At 64.6% G+C, this 14,162-nt stretch carries 15 protein-coding genes; 6 read left to right on the top strand and 9 right to left on the bottom strand.

The features are described from left to right. Positions 1 to 59: 59 nt before the first annotated feature. Positions 60 to 1,187, bottom strand: coding sequence for a DUF2336 domain-containing protein (locus C7449_RS10330; RefSeq protein WP_245414349.1), 1,128 nt, complete (start codon positions 1,185 to 1,187; stop codon positions 60 to 62). Between C7449_RS10330 and C7449_RS10325 the strand changes: the two genes are divergently transcribed. Beyond that, complete coding sequence (locus tag C7449_RS10325; RefSeq protein ID WP_170115853.1) at positions 1,180 to 2,001, top strand: hypothetical protein; 822 nt, start codon at positions 1,180 to 1,182, stop codon at positions 1,999 to 2,001. The genes C7449_RS10330 and C7449_RS10325 overlap by 8 nt on opposite strands. Here the strand turns inward: C7449_RS10325 and C7449_RS10320 are convergent. Both C7449_RS10320 and C7449_RS10315 read right to left on the bottom strand, forming a co-directional pair. After that, the gene (locus tag C7449_RS10320; protein WP_108002740.1) at positions 1,998 to 2,603 is read right to left on the bottom strand and encodes a flavin reductase family protein; all 606 of its coding nucleotides are present in this window, start codon (positions 2,601 to 2,603) and stop codon (positions 1,998 to 2,000) included. The two genes, C7449_RS10325 and C7449_RS10320, sit on opposite strands and share 4 nt — an antisense overlap. Before the next feature lie 12 nt (positions 2,604 to 2,615). After that, a complete protein-coding gene (locus C7449_RS10315) occupies positions 2,616 to 3,200 on the bottom strand; it encodes a nitroreductase family protein (RefSeq protein WP_108002739.1) in 585 nt (194 codons plus the stop codon). A gap of 102 nt (positions 3,201 to 3,302) precedes the next feature. Between C7449_RS10315 and C7449_RS10310 the strand changes: the two genes are divergently transcribed. Further along, entirely contained in the window at positions 3,303 to 4,292 is a 990-nt protein-coding gene (locus tag C7449_RS10310) for a hypothetical protein (protein ID WP_108002738.1), read from the top strand. Between the two features lie 238 nt (positions 4,293 to 4,530). Here C7449_RS10310 and thrS read toward each other — a convergent pair whose 3' ends face one another. From thrS to C7449_RS10290, 4 genes are all read right to left on the bottom strand, one after another. Next, positions 4,531 to 6,510: a threonine--tRNA ligase gene (gene thrS / locus C7449_RS10305; protein ID WP_108002737.1), complete on the bottom strand. Its 1,980-nt coding sequence runs from the start codon at positions 6,508 to 6,510 to the stop codon at positions 4,531 to 4,533. Positions 6,511 to 6,732: 222 nt separating this feature from the next. Continuing rightward, the gene (locus C7449_RS10300) at positions 6,733 to 7,815 is read right to left on the bottom strand and encodes a hypothetical protein (protein WP_108002736.1); all 1,083 of its coding nucleotides are present in this window, start codon (positions 7,813 to 7,815) and stop codon (positions 6,733 to 6,735) included. Positions 7,816 to 7,970: 155 nt separating this feature from the next. Continuing rightward, complete coding sequence (yidD, locus tag C7449_RS10295; RefSeq protein ID WP_108002735.1) at positions 7,971 to 8,363, bottom strand: membrane protein insertion efficiency factor YidD; 393 nt, start codon at positions 8,361 to 8,363, stop codon at positions 7,971 to 7,973. Positions 8,364 to 8,494: 131 nt separating this feature from the next. Then, positions 8,495 to 8,938, bottom strand: coding sequence for an iron-sulfur cluster assembly scaffold protein (locus C7449_RS10290; protein ID WP_108002734.1), 444 nt, complete (start codon positions 8,936 to 8,938; stop codon positions 8,495 to 8,497). 334 nt (positions 8,939 to 9,272) lie between these two features. Between C7449_RS10290 and folE the strand changes: the two genes are divergently transcribed. The 3 genes from folE to C7449_RS10275 all read left to right on the top strand — a co-directional run bounded on the left by folE (position 9,273) and on the right by C7449_RS10275 (position 11,663). Continuing rightward, entirely contained in the window at positions 9,273 to 9,890 is a 618-nt protein-coding gene (gene folE, locus C7449_RS10285) for a GTP cyclohydrolase I FolE (RefSeq protein ID WP_108002733.1), read from the top strand. Between the two features lie 29 nt (positions 9,891 to 9,919). Further along, entirely contained in the window at positions 9,920 to 10,366 is a 447-nt protein-coding gene (gene hisI / locus C7449_RS10280) for a phosphoribosyl-AMP cyclohydrolase (RefSeq protein ID WP_108002732.1), read from the top strand. A gap of 400 nt (positions 10,367 to 10,766) precedes the next feature. After that, on the top strand, positions 10,767 to 11,663 hold the full coding sequence (locus tag C7449_RS10275; protein WP_374828303.1) for a patatin-like phospholipase family protein: 897 nt from the start codon (positions 10,767 to 10,769) through the stop codon (positions 11,661 to 11,663). A gap of 170 nt (positions 11,664 to 11,833) precedes the next feature. Here the strand turns inward: C7449_RS10275 and C7449_RS10270 are convergent, their stop codons facing one another. Together C7449_RS10270 and C7449_RS10265 are read right to left on the bottom strand one after the other, a co-directional pair. Then, positions 11,834 to 12,262, bottom strand: a complete 429-nt coding sequence (locus C7449_RS10270) for a CBS domain-containing protein (RefSeq protein WP_108002730.1) — start codon at positions 12,260 to 12,262, stop codon at positions 11,834 to 11,836. Positions 12,263 to 12,442: 180 nt separating this feature from the next. Further along, the gene (locus C7449_RS10265; protein ID WP_108002729.1) at positions 12,443 to 13,201 is read right to left on the bottom strand and encodes a rhomboid family intramembrane serine protease; all 759 of its coding nucleotides are present in this window, start codon (positions 13,199 to 13,201) and stop codon (positions 12,443 to 12,445) included. A 287-nt stretch (positions 13,202 to 13,488) separates the two neighbouring features. Here C7449_RS10265 and C7449_RS10260 point away from each other — a divergent pair, with 287 nt between their 5' ends. Further along, a complete protein-coding gene (locus C7449_RS10260; protein ID WP_170115856.1) occupies positions 13,489 to 14,109 on the top strand; it encodes a PAS domain-containing protein in 621 nt (206 codons plus the stop codon). Positions 14,110 to 14,162 lie beyond the last annotated feature (53 nt).

Genomic DNA, 14,162 nt, shown 5'->3' with positions numbered 1-14,162 from the left:
GAGCCAGGCCATGGTGCCTGGTTCGGGAGGAAACCTGCGGCTTGGCGCTTTCGAAGGGCTCAGGCGGCGTCGCGGGCGGCCGTAAGCGCATAGCTGCGCGCCGACTGTCGGCGCTCGGCGATCGCCAGTCCTTCGATCATGTCGAGCAGGGCCTGCTGCGCACCGTCGCCGGCCAGGCGGGTGCGCGCCGCCAGCCGCGCCGTAACGCTGAGGCGATGCTCGCCCCGCTTCGCATCCTTGCGCCAGAGCAGGATCGCATCGGCGAACAATGCGCTGATGTCGCTCCCCAGACCCGCCGCCTCGAACAGCGCCCGCACCGACGGTTCTCGCCCGTCTGCCAGGATCGAGCGAACCCGCCGTTCGCCCTGTCCGGAAAGATCGACCATGGCAGCGGCGAAGAATTCGATCCGCCCCGCACACAGCGCCTGCATCAGGAAGACGGGCGTCAGCTTGCCGCGCACCCGGAGATGCTCGACCAGGCGGACGACCTCGTCGCCGTGGGTATCAGCCGCAACGCCGATCGTCGCCACGTCGCAGGCTTCGCGAGTGACCCGCTCCAGGCGTTGCCGGCCGACGGCTGCCTGCACGAGCGCGTCGCTGGCAAGCGCCGACCCGACCTTCTCGACGAGCGCGTGGCGGGCGTCGCTCGGCAGATCGTCGCGGTCCAGCAGAAGGGCGCGAACCTCTCCGTCGTCGCCGAATCGCTCGGAGAGCTGCTTCAGGCTCCGGCGCGTCAGTCTGGCGCTCCCGTTTGCGAGCAGGGTCAGGGCGTCGCAGACGCTGCCAACCTCGACAAGGGCCGCGCAGACGGCCGGGGACAAGGCGGCTCTGTGGGCGATCAGCGAGCGCGTCAGGCCGCTTCCGCCTGCGGCGAGATCGACCAGATCTCGATCGGTCAGGACGGGCGACCGCAGGATCACCTGGGCTGCGATTTCCGGCTGGTCCTCGGACAGCGGCAGGATGACGGTGCGCGGTGCATCCGGATTGTCGGCAAGAGCCTCGGCCAGTGCCAGTCGCACCTTCGGCGCCGGGTCGTCGAGGAGGAAGACCATCGCCATTTCCGCCGCGTGGCGCTCGTCAACGCCGATCGAGCCACTCGACCAGGCCCGGACGAGCGCAGCAGCAGCCCGCGCCCGGTCGCTGGCTTTCGCGGTTTCTATCCATCGGAGAAATGCGTGGATGATCAAGTGGCGCCCCAAGGTCCCGATTCTGCTGCGTTCAGAAAACGCTAGTCGCAAATGGTTTACGATTGGTTCACCATATTTCTTAACGCCCATGGCCTGTTACAGGAGACCGATCGTCCTGCTGGCGCATTGCAGCGATCGACCGGCCGCCATACAAGGAAGCATGGCGCCCTTGATCCATTCGCTGCTGTTTCTCACCGAACGGGGATTCGCGCCCGGCGGCGAGCCGGATGCACTCCTGTGCCATGCCTCCACACCGGTGCTGCCGGATATTGATTTGCCGGTATTCCTGGAACCTGCAAACGGCAGCGAGGCGGCACTGCGCTCGCTCATGCAGCGTGCACCGGCCGGAGTGGTCTTGTCGGACTGCCGGACCGGCGCCGACGTCCAGAGGTTAGACGTACTGCTATCGGTCGCCGAAGCCGAGGAAGGGATACCGCTCGGCCAGACCCGCATTCTCGCCACCACCGATGGACTGCTACCGTTGCCGTTTTCCGAGGCAGCTTTCGGCCGCAAATCGCGAAGGCTGGCTGGCCTCGTGTGGGATTGGCGGCTGCTGGCGACAACGCTCGGGGCAACCCGCCTTCGCGCCGACGGCCGCTGGACCGACGCCTTCGCGCTGGCGCGGGCGACAACCCTTCTGACGGCGAAGGCGTCTGGCATTGCCGTCTACGACGTCTCTCCGCCATTGCCCGAATCCGACTTCGCCGCCGATTGCATCGGCGCCCGCCACGACGGCTTCGACGGCCGCATGACCGACAATCCGGAGCAGGTCGCCGCGATCAACGCCGCGTTCAGGACGCGTGCGCCAGCCTAGCGCCGCTGCGGCCGCATCATCTCGAAGACGTCGCCGGCGTCGCAATAGTCCATGTAGCCCATCCGGCCGACCGGCCTGGCGACCGCCATGTCGAACCGTCCGTCACGCACGGCCGCGTCGTGAATATGGATGCCGACCACCTGGCCGAAGACCACCCAGCTTTCCGAAACACTCCCGTCCAGCGCCTGCGGCCGCATGATCTCGGTCAGGCGGCATTCGAGCGCGGCCAGGCTCTCGGCAACGAATGGCGCATCGACGAGCCGCCCCTGCTGCGGCGTCAGCCCGGCGATCGCAAATTCACTCTCACCGTGCGGCGCGGCGACCGAGGTCAGGTTCATCCGTTCGGCGATATCGCGACCCACGAAGCTGCAGGTGAAGACGCCGGTATCCTCGATGTTCCTTACGCTGTCCTTGTGGCCGCTGGAGGCGAACATCACCAGCTTCGGCCGGTCGCTAACGGCATTGAAGAACGAATAGGGTGCGAGGTTATGACTGCCATCGGCACCCTTCGTGCCGATCCAGCCGATCGGACGCGGCGAGACGATCGCCTTAAAGGGATCGTGACTGAGCCCATGTGCGTTCGTCGCCGTGTCGTAGAACATCCGCCCCTGCCCTCAGTCCGGCGCCCCGACCCAGGAGACGATCTCCTTCAGGTCCGGCCGCGGGCGCTCGGTAGGCGGCACCATGGCCGTGCCGATATGGATGAAGCCGGCAATCCGCTCGCCGGGCCTGACGCCGAGCAACGGATAGGCGCGTTCGTCGAAAGCATACCATTCCGTCAGCCAGTTCGACGCGTAGCCGTGCGCGTTCGCCGCCATCAAAAGGTTCAGGCAGACCGCGCCGGCCGACATCAGTTGCTCCCATTCGGGAATCTTCGGATGCGGCGCCGCCGTGCTGACGACCGCCACGACGACCGGCGCTCGGGCCAGTCGGGTATTCTCCACCGCGATCATCTCCGCCGAAAGATCAGGTTTGTTGGCGATCGCGATCTTCGCCAGCTCGGCGCTGATGCGTTCCCGCTCGGTGCCCTGGTAGACGATGAAGCGCCAGGGAGCGAGCTTGCCGTGGTCGGGCACGCGCGTTGCTAGCCGCAGCATCGATTCGATATCCGCCCGGCTCGGACCCGGCGATCCCATCTGGAAGGCGGGGATCGAGCGGCGGCTGGAAAGATAGTCGATAAGCCTGATGTCGGTTTTCATTCGGCAAGAGTTCCATTAACTTGCAGGCCGTCGGGCGGCCATCAAAATGCCATTAGCCGGGCCTCCAAGTGGAGCCAACGAGTCAGGAAGTCAACCTTCGCCATGTCGACCCCAAGCCTTTCCGCCTTTGCCGGGACGCTCTGTCTTTGCGCCGCGATCAGCGCGGCCGGCGCCGCCATGGCGCAGAACCCGCTGGACAGCTATTCGCAGATCGGCACCCCAAAAAAGAGCGGCAAGATCACTTCCTTCAACCCGCTCGTCACCGGCGAGGTGCAGCCGAAGAACCTGCGCGAGGTGATCTGCGAAGCGCTGCTGACAAAGGACGACAAGCCGATGCAGCACGGCCTGAGCTGGCGCGTCTTCTCGCCGATCCCGGGCGCTGACGGCAAACTGCCGCTGCTGGCGACCTCGGAGGGAGGATCGGCGGCTTTCCGGCTCGAGCCCGGCGAGTACTTCATCAACGTCGCCTTCGGTCGCGCCGCGGCGACCAAAAAGCTCGTGGTGCCCGAAAACGCCCCGGTCGAGAAGCAGACCATGGTTCTGGATGCGGGCGGCATCATGCTGAACGCGGTGTCCGGATCGGACGTCCGCATTCCGCCGAACGAGCTGACCTTTTCGGTATATTCCTCGGAAGTCGGCGAGGACGGCGAGCGCAGCCTCGTTGTGCCGAACGTCAAGGCCAACACCGTCGTGCGCCTGAACGCGGGTACCTATCACGTCGTTTCCGACTACGGCACGGTGAACGCGGTGATCCGCGCCGACATCCAGGTCGAGGCCGGAAAACTGATCCAGGCGACCATCCAGCACCGCGCCGCAAAGTTGACGCTGAAGCTCGTTTCCGAAGAGGGCGGCGAGGCGATCGCCGACACCGCCTGGTCGATCCTGACCTCCTCCGGCGACGTGGTCTCCGAGAGCGTCGGCGCGTTTCCGACGCTGGTCCTGGCAGAGGGCCAGTACACCGCCATCGCCCGCAACAAGAACAAGATCTACCAGCGTGACTTCACCGTGACCGCCGGCCAGAACACCGACGTGGAGGTGCTGCTCGCCGAGGCTCCGGAACAGCAGGCGCAGGTCGCGACCGAGACGGATTGACCGGCGAGCAGCTCTCCCGATGGAGGCGCGCTCGGTCTGTACATAAGGTGGCGTTGAAGCAGGCATTGGCGCGCTCGCCTGAGCGAGCATGCCGGCCTGGAACCGCCGCGGACGGTCGACGAACTACACACCCCCGCACCTAGTCCGAACCGCACCTGGCAACGATTGGAAATGCCAACCGCGCCTATGCGGCCGATCCGGCTCGAGCGCATCCGCTCAAGCCGGCCATGTCAGGCAATCAGGCGATCCCGCGCGCTGCCTTCCGCTTCAGGTCGGGCGGCGTGGCTTCGTCGATAAGGGCCGCGATCGCGGCATCCAGCGACATCGGCGTCTGGTTCTGCGAGCCGAGGCGGCGGATGTTGACCGAGCGCTCCTCCGCCTCCCGCTTGCCGCAGACGATGATGACAGGCACCTTCGTCACCGAATGCTCGCGGACCTTGTAGTTGATCTTCTCGTTGCGAAGATCGGTCTCGACGGTCATGCCGGCGTCGCGCAGCTTGTCGGCCACCTCGCGGGCATAGTCGTCGGCCTCCGAGGTGATCGTCGCGACGACGACCTGCAGCGGCGAGATCCACAGCGGCATGTGGCCGGCGAAATTTTCAATCAGGATGCCGAGGAAGCGTTCCATCGAGCCGCAGATGGCGCGGTGGATCATCACCGGCTGGCGCTTTTCCGAAGCCTGGTCGATGTAGAAGGCGCCGAAGCGCTCGGGCAGGTTGAAGTCGACCTGGGTGGTGCCGCACTGCCATTCGCGGCCGATCGCGTCCTTCAGGGTGTATTCGAACTTCGGGCCGTAGAAGGCGCCCTCGCCCGGCAGGATGCCGGTCTTGATGCGGCCGCCCGACTGCGCCTCGATCGTCTTCAGCACGTCCATCATGACGCTTTCGGCGCGATCCCACAGTTCGTCGGAACCGACGCGCTTCTCCGGGCGGGTCGAGAGCTTCACCACGACCTCCTGGAAGCCGAAGTCCTCGTAGACCGACAGGATCAGGTCGTTGATGCGCAGGCACTCGGCCGCCATCTGCTCGTCCGTGCAGAACACATGCGCGTCGTCCTGCGTGAACCCGCGCACGCGCATCAGCCCGTGCAGGGCGCCGGATGGCTCGTAACGGTGGACGTTGCCGAATTCGGCAAGGCGGACCGGAAGTTCGCGGTAGGATTTCAGGCCATGCTTGAAGATCTGGATGTGGCCGGGGCAGTTCATCGGCTTCAGGGCGAAGACGCGGTCGTCATCGGTCTCGTCGCCGGCGACCGTCACCTTGAACATGTTATCGCGGTACCAGCCCCAGTGACCGGAGGTTTCCCATAGCGACTTGTCGAGGACCTGCGGCGCGTTGACCTCCTGGTAGGTGTTGGCGAGGCGGCGGCGCATGTAGGCGACGAGCGTCTGGAACATCCGCCAGCCCTTGCCGTGCCAGAATACGACGCCCGGGCCTTCCTCCTGGAAATGGAACAGGTCCATCTCGCGGCCGAGGCGACGGTGGTCGCGCTTCTCGGCCTCGGCGAGGATGTGGAGGTAATTGTCGAGCTCTTCCTGGGTATGCCAGGCGGTGCCGTAGATGCGGGTCAGCATCGGGTTGTTGCTGTCGCCGCGCCAATAGGCGCCGGCCACCTTCATCAGCTTGAAGGCGGTGCCGATCTGGCCGGTCGAGGCCATGTGCGGACCGCGGCAGAGGTCGAACCAGTCGCCCTGATAATAGATCTTGAGGTCCTGCCCCTCGGGAATCGCGTCAACCAGCTCGACCTTGTAGGCCTCGCCCTTGGCGGCGAACACTTCCTTGGCCTTCTCCCGGGACCAGACCTCCTTGGTGAAGGGTTTGTTACGGGCGATGATCTCCTTCATCCGCTTCTCGATCTTCGGCAGATCGTCGGGCGTGAAGGGCTCGTCCTTGGCGAAGTCGTAGTAGAAGCCGTTCTCGATGACCGGGCCGATGGTCACCTGCGTTCCCGGCCACAGCTCCTGGACGGCCTCGGCCATCACGTGCGCCGCGTCGTGGCGGATCAGCTCGAGGGAGCGTGCGTCCTCGCGGGTGACGATCTCGATGCGGCCGTCTGCGACCGGGTCGGACAGATCGCGCAACTCGCCGTCGAGCGCAATCGCAACCGCCTTCTTTGCCAACGACTTGGAAATCGATTCGGCAACGTCGCGGCCGGTCGCGCCGGCAGCAAATTCACGTACGGAACCATCGGGGAAAGCCAGGGAGACGGCATTCGACATTATGAACTCCTATCCAGTCCCGCCAACGAATGCGGGTGGTATGATGCTTAGCAACGGCCGGTAAATTGTCGCTGGCCTGATAAAGGGTTTTCGGGGTGGAGTAAAGGCGGGGCTGACGGCCTCGCAAATGGCAGGATCGCAACAACAGGATCGGCGAACGGAAGCGCTGCCCGCACACCGAGTCAGCTAGTGCGGTAGAGTTCCTGTTCGCCGAAGAGCTGCTTAGATCGAACGGATGGCAAGCGAGTTCAGCAGCCAAGCCGAGTCGATGGAAATATCGATACTCACATCATTCAAGAAAGCCCAGATCCGATCGGACAAGCCAACATAAACCCATAGCTTGCGACCGGCGGGAAATGCCATGTCCGTAAACATGTTGATTATTCTGCGCTCACCCGGAACCGCCTGGAAGCTTGTGCCGGGGAAGCTCTCGCCATCACCGGCGCAATCAAGACCCGACACGAACCATTGGTGACTGACCTCGCTCGCAGGGTCGACGTCCTCCCAGTTCCAGAACACTGCCAGCACCAGGCGTCCCTGCGTCGTCGCATGGAAGTCTGACCAGCCCCATTCGTCCCGGGTCGAGATGTGATGGCGGCAGAAGAGCGCCTGCAAATCGACCTTGACTTGAAGTATTCCGGTACGAAGGGTCTTGAACTGGACGAGGTAGCCGCTTTCCCGATAGGCGCAGAGGAGATCCACGTCGGAAGCATCGTGGTTGCGGGCGACCAGCTTGGATCCCAAGCAGCCCGTGCCATCCAGATAGGAGCGGCTGTCAACGATCGTTCCATCCCCGGAGGCCTGGCTCTGTTCAAACCGGTCCCACGAACCGTGGAACGGCGGGTAGAACAGCTTCTCCTTGCCAGGATCGGGTGGGGCGTAGAAAATGGGCGGCTGCTTGAGGACGTCGAAGCCACTCCCGATCACCGTTTCATGCGTGCGAAAGCCGCCGTCAATTTTCACGATGTCGCGAAATTCTGCATGGGCACGGCTGCGCAGCCCTTTGAGGGTAGGCAAATCTACCTTGGCGTTCCTGGCCGCCAGAAGCGACTGGTAACGAAGTCCTGGGCCACGCATATCTTCGCGGGCCTCGCCCTTGGCCGCGTTTACGATCCGTTCGCGCAGCTTAGGTGAAAGAACCGCTCGCTGCTGCTCCGCCAGCGACTGGCGCAAAGCGTCAATTTTCCTTGCCGTTGCGCGCCACTCGTCTTTTTGCCGACGCTTGTGGGTGGCTCGAAGTCCATCCGGGATTTGGGGCGCAACGCGATCAGTTTTTACCTGCTCAATGTCGTCCGCTGTCCTCATGACTTTCTCCTGAGAACGTGAGACCCGGCAAGGTTATGATAGCAGCCCCGACTTGCTACCGCAAGTTATCCACCCGCAATCGACATAACCCAGGATGGCCGACCTCCATTTTGCACGCGCCGCAAGGCGCTGCCGTGCAATGGTGGAAGAGGGAGTTATGCCTTTGGGCCACGACACGCCTTTCCGCCGGCCTCCGCGGACACCCGCCACAACCGCCAAGGCGCCCACCAGGCGAAGCGGCGCGCCAGCTCCTCCGGCACCGGATCAAACCCCGCCGTGCCGCCGGGCCCGCAGCGTACCACGCGAAACAGCGTCATCAAGCCGCCGAACCACAGCCCGTGCCGTGCAATCGCTTCATAGCCGTATTCCGAGCAGGTCGGCAGGTGGCGGCACGAATTGCCGATGAAGCCGGACAGCGTAAGCTGGTAGAGGCGGATGAGCGCCATGCCGAACAGCCGACCCGGCGTTTTCGCGAACGGTCCGGACCAGTTGCGGCCGCTATTCCGGGGGCATTCGGGGGCGTGGTCGCAGTGGGGGGCGTTACACATGCCGCGACGGCTCCGTCATGCCGGCCGCGAGCCGGCATTCTGGCGCCCCGCCTTTACAGCGCTGCGCCCTCGCCTGCGCTCGACGCGAGCGTACCGGCTTCCGTCTCCCCGGGCAGGATGAAAAGCCCCTTTCACCCCGCTGTCTCCAACCGCTTGGCCTCGATCTGGCCGATCGCGTCGACGACGGCGTCGAACGTCAGCATGGTGGAGGCGTGGCGGGCCTTGTAGTCGCGCACCGGGCGCAGGAAGCGCATGTCCTCGAAGCGTCCGGTCGGCCCCTCGCCGTCGGCCTTGAGCATCGCCAGCATGTCCTCGCGCGCCTGCCGCACTTCCGCGGCTGTGGCGCCGATCACGTGCCGCGCCATGATCGAGGAGGATGCCTGGCCGAGCGCACAGGCCTTCACCTCGTGGGCGAAGTCGCTGACCCGCTCGCCATCCATCTTCAGCCAGATTCTGACGCGCGAACCGCACAGCTTCGAATGCGCGCTCGCCTCGGCATCCGCATCGCTCAGCATGCCCGTACGGGGGATGTTGCCGGCGAACTCGAGGATGCGGCTGTTGTAGATGTCTTCCATCGGGCTCATTTTCGATTTTGCCGTTGTTTTCAGGATTTTGCCTGTTGCGGGCACAATATTCCAGGGCGGCCGCGAAAAAAGCACCGGGTGTCGCCCCCGGCCTCTTCCACAGTCGTCCGGCGATATTATATGCTATGTCGTGTTGGGGCGACCGTTTTGCAATGTCGGATCGGTCGCTCTGTTGTTTGGGAAACCGTGCCGGACGATCGAGTGCACTGAGAAGCCGCGATCGGAAAGCCCCGGAGCCCGCCAACGGAACCCAAGCCTGCAGGGTTAGGCGAATGGCCAGTGGCGAGTCCGAATATCAGTCGACCTGCAGAAAGGCCATGGATCCATGGACGCCGTAATCAAGAACTTCCCCATTGGCGACGACAAGTCCGGCCGTCCTTCGCAGAAGGAGGCCGAGGACGCCGTGCGCGTTCTGCTGCGCTGGGCCGGGGACGACCCGGAGCGCGAGGGCCTGCTCGACACGCCGGCGCGCGTCGCCAAGGCTTACCGCGAACTGTTTTCCGGCTACGACCAGGACCCCGAGGACGTGCTCGGCCGCACCTTCGAGGAGGTGGCCGGCTATGACGACATCGTCCTCGTCAAGGACATCCCATTCTATTCGCATTGCGAGCACCACATGGTGCCGATCATCGGCCGCGCCCACGTTGCCTATCTGCCGAACGGCCGGGTGCTCGGTCTTTCCAAGATCGCCCGCGTCGTCGAGATCTTCGGCCGTCGCCTGCAGACCCAGGAGACCATGACCGCCCAGATCGCCTCTTCCATCGACGAGACGCTGCGGCCGCGCGGCGTCGCCGTGATGATCGAGGCGGAGCACATGTGCATGGCGATGCGCGGCATCCAGAAACAGGGCTCGACAACGCTTACAACGACCTTTACCGGTGCCTTCAAGACCGAACCTGCCGAGCAGGTTCGCTTCATGACGATGATCCGGGGCCGCGGCTGATCCGCCGGCTCCGAGGCACGGAGCCGACGATGGCGATCGCCTTTCAGCCCCCTTCCTCCGACAAGGCCGAGCTCGAGTCCGGCGCGGCGTTCACGCCGCGCTTCGACGAGCACGGCCTGGTGACGGCCGTCGTCACCGATGCGCGCGACGGCGAACTGCTGATGGTCGCCCACATGAACGCCGAGGCCTTGGCGCTGACGATCGAGACCGGCATCGCCCATTACTGGAGCCGCTCGCGCAAGGCGCTGTGGAAGAAGGGCGAGACGTCGGGCAACCTGCAGACGGTGGTGGAACTGCGCACCGACTGCGACCAGGACGCCGTCTGGCTGAAGGTGTCCGTCGCCGGCCATGATGCGACATGCCACACCGGCAGGCGCTCCTGCTTCTATCGCTCCGTCGCCCGCGACGGCGATGCCGCCCGGCTGACGACCGAGGACGACAACGTCCGGTTCGATCCGGCCGCTGTGTACAGCTGAGGGTGACCTTTTCGAGAAGCCGCGTCGATCCGGGGCGGATTCACCACTTGGAAAGGAAGCGACTGTGTAATGCCGCATGAGGGAGACTGGGGACGCCATGACAGATCGTTTCCATCGTGCTTTCGGGACATCGGCGACGGCGGTTCAGGCTCTTTCTATCCCGTTTGCCACGACTACTTCCTATTGATGAGGCAGATCGGAAGACCTTGATCCATCGATGAGGATCGTTCCGCTCCGGGGGCCGATGCCAGAATGCCGCTAACGCATTATTGTTCGTAAAGGGGCGGTAGGCTCGCGGAACTGACGGTGCGAATGCAAGTTCTCTCCACGTCGGAGGCCTGATATGCTGAACTGGAGTTTCAACCGAAGCGCGGATACAGCCGATCCGGGTGGCCCCTCCATGAATCACGTAGCGCTGCCCACGCCGCCCGAGATCACCGGGCGCCCACGGATCGCCCTTGCGCTTGGCGGCGGTGCGGCGCGTGGCTGGGCCCATATCGGCGTCTTGCGCGCGCTCGACGAGGAGGGCATCGAGGTCAGCATGATCGCCGGCACCTCGATCGGTGCGCTGGTGGGCGGATGCTATCTCGCCGGCAAGCTCGACGAACTCGAGAGCTTCGCCCGATCGCTGACGATGCGCCGCATCGCCAGCCTGCTCGATTTCACCATCCGCGGCAGCGGCCTGTTCGGCGGCATGCGCCTGACCCGCCGGATGCAGGAGCATCTGGAGCACCTCTCGATCGAGGATCTCGACCGCCCGTTCGTGGCCGTCGCCACCGAGGTCAACAGCGGCCATGAGGTCTGGATCGCCGCAGGTTCGCTGATCACCGCCCTCCGCGCCTCGTATGCGCTGCCTGGCATTTTCGAGCCGATCAAGTGCAATGGCCGCACGCTGGTGGACGGCGCCCTCGTCAATCCGGTGCCCGTTTCGGTCTGCCGCGCCTACGAGGAGCCGCTGGTCGTTGCCGTCAACCTGAACTACGACCTCTACGGGCGCTCGGCGGTGATCAAGCACACGGCGAGCATCCAGGATCTCGACCGCGGGCGCCAGGAAAACGGTGCAGCGCGACTCGGGCTGACCGGCGTCATGGTACAGTCGTTCAACATCATCCAGGATCGCATCGCCCGCGCCCGGCTGGCCGGCGATCCCCCCGACCTGGCGCTGCATCCGCGGCTCAGTGACATCGGCCTTTCGGAGTTCCATCGCGCCGGCGAGGCGATCGAGCGCGGCTATGCCGAAGCAAAGGCCAGGATCCTTGAAATCAGGCGCATGCAGGAAGCCGTGATAGCGCGGTAAAAGAAAAGAGAGGCACAGGCAGATTTCTTGAAGAGGCTGGCCCGATCTGCTTCTTCTGCCTGCTTTTGGCACATCCTGCCCTGTAGCCACCCCACAGCTATACGACCGGACCGGGCATTCCCCGCGTCCATGCCAACCAGGAACAGGGGTCACGCCGCCGACCAGAACGCTCAGCTTGCGATGTATGCCTTGATCTCGGCCGCCTCACGCTCGATGGAGCGGATATGCGCCTTGACGACGTCGCCGATCGAAATGATGCCGACCAGGCGACCGTCGCGCTCAACGGGAATGTGCCTGGCGCGGTGCGTGCTCATCATTGCCATGACTTCTTCCACTGTCGCATCCTCCCCGCACCGGTGGACATTGCCCCACATCAACGCGGAAATCGGCTTGTCCAGGCAGTCTGCGCCGCTCTTGGCGATCGCGGCGACGATGTCGCGCTCGGCGATGATGCCTGCGATCCTGTCGTTGCGATCGACGATGACGATGGCGCCGATATGGTTGTCACGCAGATAGCCGGCCGCTTGCCGCACAGTCATCTGGGGCCCGCCGGTCACGACATTGCGGCCCTTCTCCTCCAGAATCGACTTTACATACATGCATTCCTCCCGGGTGCGACATGACGCAGAGAGGCAGGGAACCCGACAGGTGCACCCTGCCAACCGGAACGGCTGTCGCTCGACATCCGCTCCATCCGTCCCGGCGGGGCATGCGCGAACCGGAACATCGTGATCGTGCGCCGCCGGACACATGAATGCAAGTCCGGCCAGGGGTGGCGCCTATCCGCGCCCGCTCTCCTGGGCCGCGGCGGCCGGGTGTCTGTCGAAGAGCGGAAGGCAGAAGAAGCCGAAAAGGAAGCCGCCGATATGCGCCTCCCAGGCGATCGTCGCCCCCTCGGACCCGGCAAACATCTGGCCGAAGCCGATCGCGAGGTTCGTCAGGAACCAGACCGCACAAAAGACCAGCACGGAACGGTTCGACAGGGCCTCACGCACCGTTAGACGCCGGTTGAGATGGGGTTGACGCCGCGCCATTTCGCCCCCCGACGAGAAGACGAACCGCGTCGCGGCTCCCATGAGACCGGAAACGACGCCGGACGCGCCTATGACGACGGTCACCTCGCCCCAGTGAAAGGCGCAGTGCAAGGCAGCTGAAGCCGCGGCCGAAAGGCACCAGAAAAGCACGAAACGCCGCGTGCCGATGCGGCGGACCACCGGGGCGCCGAAGGCCACCATCCAGAAGCTGTTGAAAAGCAGGTGCTCCCAGCTGCCATGGAGCAAGGAATAGGTGACCGGCGTCCAGAGCCAGACCCAGTCCGCTGCCATGTACTCGGGCAGGTAGCGCGCTGCGATGAAGGCGAAGTTCAGAAGCACCCATTCGTCGGCGTCGGCCGAAATCAGATAGGTACGCACCACATGGATAAGCGCCAGCAGTGCCAGCGCCGCGACGAGACTGCCCGGCAGGTTGAACGCCGGTTCTCGCTTGCGAGGCCCGTCCGGTGCCGCCACGGGGGCCGCGTCACTGCCCGTATCATCCATGCTGACCGCCACTTCCGAAAAATTCCATGCCGGGCTTATACAGGTAAAAGAAAGGCCGTACAGCTTTCGCCGTACGGCCCGCGGCCACAGACCTGGCCGAAATCGGTGCTGAAGGTCTTCCCTTCGTGAAGTGATGACGAACCGTGTCACGGCGGCACGCGGCACACAATCGAAACCAGCGATTAACCTTAATGCCCGGCTGGCACGATCCTCGCATGTAAGCCTGCGACCGGCCGAGGCCTCGGCGCATGACGTGCCGTTCCGGTACAACATTGAGCGGAATTGTGATGCAGACGACCACCACACGAGCGATCCACGCCTATTGGTCGGGCGTGCGAGGAGCAAGGGATGTTCCTGACCGGCGCGACATAGAGCCGGCCGCGCTGCGACAGTACCTGCCCGACCTCTTCATCCTCGAACAGGTCAGCGGTTCCGCGCCGTTGTTCCGGCTCGCAGGAACGCGACTTTGCGCATTGTTCGGCCGGGAACTGCGGGCTACCGCCTTCGATCGCCTGTTCGCCGCGGAGGTGCGTGACCGCATCGGGCGGATCTGCGGCGCGGTCGCGGCGCAGCGGCGGGCTGCCGTATTGCTGGCGAGCGCCTGCGGGCAATCCAGCCGCCTGGCCGCTGTCGAGATCCTGCTACTGCCGATCACCTCGCAATCGTCGCATGCCGACCGCATTTTCGGCGCCCTGGTCCCGCTAGAGCCCGTCCCTCCGCTGGCCCTGCCGCTTCGCCCCATGACACAGGTGTCGTTCGAATCCGTCGCCCCGCAGCAGGAATTCGAACCTTGTCCCGAGCCAAGCCCGGCCGCCCTGCCCGCCACTGTTATCAGGGTCGGGGCCCGGGACTTCGGCCAGCGCCTGCGGCGCATGCTGAACCTTCGGGTGTTCGACGGCGGGAAGTAGGTGCGGCCGCCACAAAGCTAAAGAAGGCATCCGCGCCGGGAACGAACTGTTAA

Source organism: Mycoplana dimorpha (genome assembly GCF_003046475.1).
Lineage (GTDB): Bacteria > Pseudomonadota > Alphaproteobacteria > Rhizobiales > Rhizobiaceae > Mycoplana > Mycoplana dimorpha.
The sequence above is the reverse complement of the archived record's forward strand: the minus strand, read 5'-3'. Positions and strand labels throughout refer to the sequence as shown.

Excerpts from the sequence above, each read along its gene's own strand:
- C7449_RS10270 (WP_108002730.1), bottom strand. The coding sequence starts at position 12,262 with ATGTATGTAAAGTCGATTCTGGAGGAGAAGGGCCGCAATGTCGTGACC.
- folE (WP_108002733.1), top strand. The coding sequence starts at position 9,273 with ATGGACGCCGTAATCAAGAACTTCCCCATTGGCGACGACAAGTCCGGC.
- C7449_RS10310 (WP_108002738.1), top strand. The coding sequence starts at position 3,303 with ATGTCGACCCCAAGCCTTTCCGCCTTTGCCGGGACGCTCTGTCTTTGC.
- hisI (WP_108002732.1), top strand. The coding sequence starts at position 9,920 with ATGGCGATCGCCTTTCAGCCCCCTTCCTCCGACAAGGCCGAGCTCGAG.
- C7449_RS10315 (WP_108002739.1), bottom strand. The coding sequence starts at position 3,200 with ATGAAAACCGACATCAGGCTTATCGACTATCTTTCCAGCCGCCGCTCG.
- C7449_RS10300 (WP_108002736.1), bottom strand. The coding sequence starts at position 7,815 with ATGAGGACAGCGGACGACATTGAGCAGGTAAAAACTGATCGCGTTGCG.
- C7449_RS10265 (WP_108002729.1), bottom strand. The coding sequence starts at position 13,201 with ATGGATGATACGGGCAGTGACGCGGCCCCCGTGGCGGCACCGGACGGG.
- C7449_RS10325 (WP_170115853.1), top strand. The coding sequence starts at position 1,180 with ATGATCAAGTGGCGCCCCAAGGTCCCGATTCTGCTGCGTTCAGAAAAC.
- C7449_RS10260 (WP_170115856.1), top strand. The coding sequence starts at position 13,489 with ATGCAGACGACCACCACACGAGCGATCCACGCCTATTGGTCGGGCGTG.
- C7449_RS10275 (WP_374828303.1), top strand. The coding sequence starts at position 10,767 with ATGAATCACGTAGCGCTGCCCACGCCGCCCGAGATCACCGGGCGCCCA.
- C7449_RS10320 (WP_108002740.1), bottom strand. The coding sequence starts at position 2,603 with ATGTTCTACGACACGGCGACGAACGCACATGGGCTCAGTCACGATCCC.
- C7449_RS10290 (WP_108002734.1), bottom strand. The coding sequence starts at position 8,938 with ATGGAAGACATCTACAACAGCCGCATCCTCGAGTTCGCCGGCAACATC.
- yidD (WP_108002735.1), bottom strand. The coding sequence starts at position 8,363 with ATGTGTAACGCCCCCCACTGCGACCACGCCCCCGAATGCCCCCGGAAT.
- thrS (WP_108002737.1), bottom strand. The coding sequence starts at position 6,510 with ATGTCGAATGCCGTCTCCCTGGCTTTCCCCGATGGTTCCGTACGTGAA.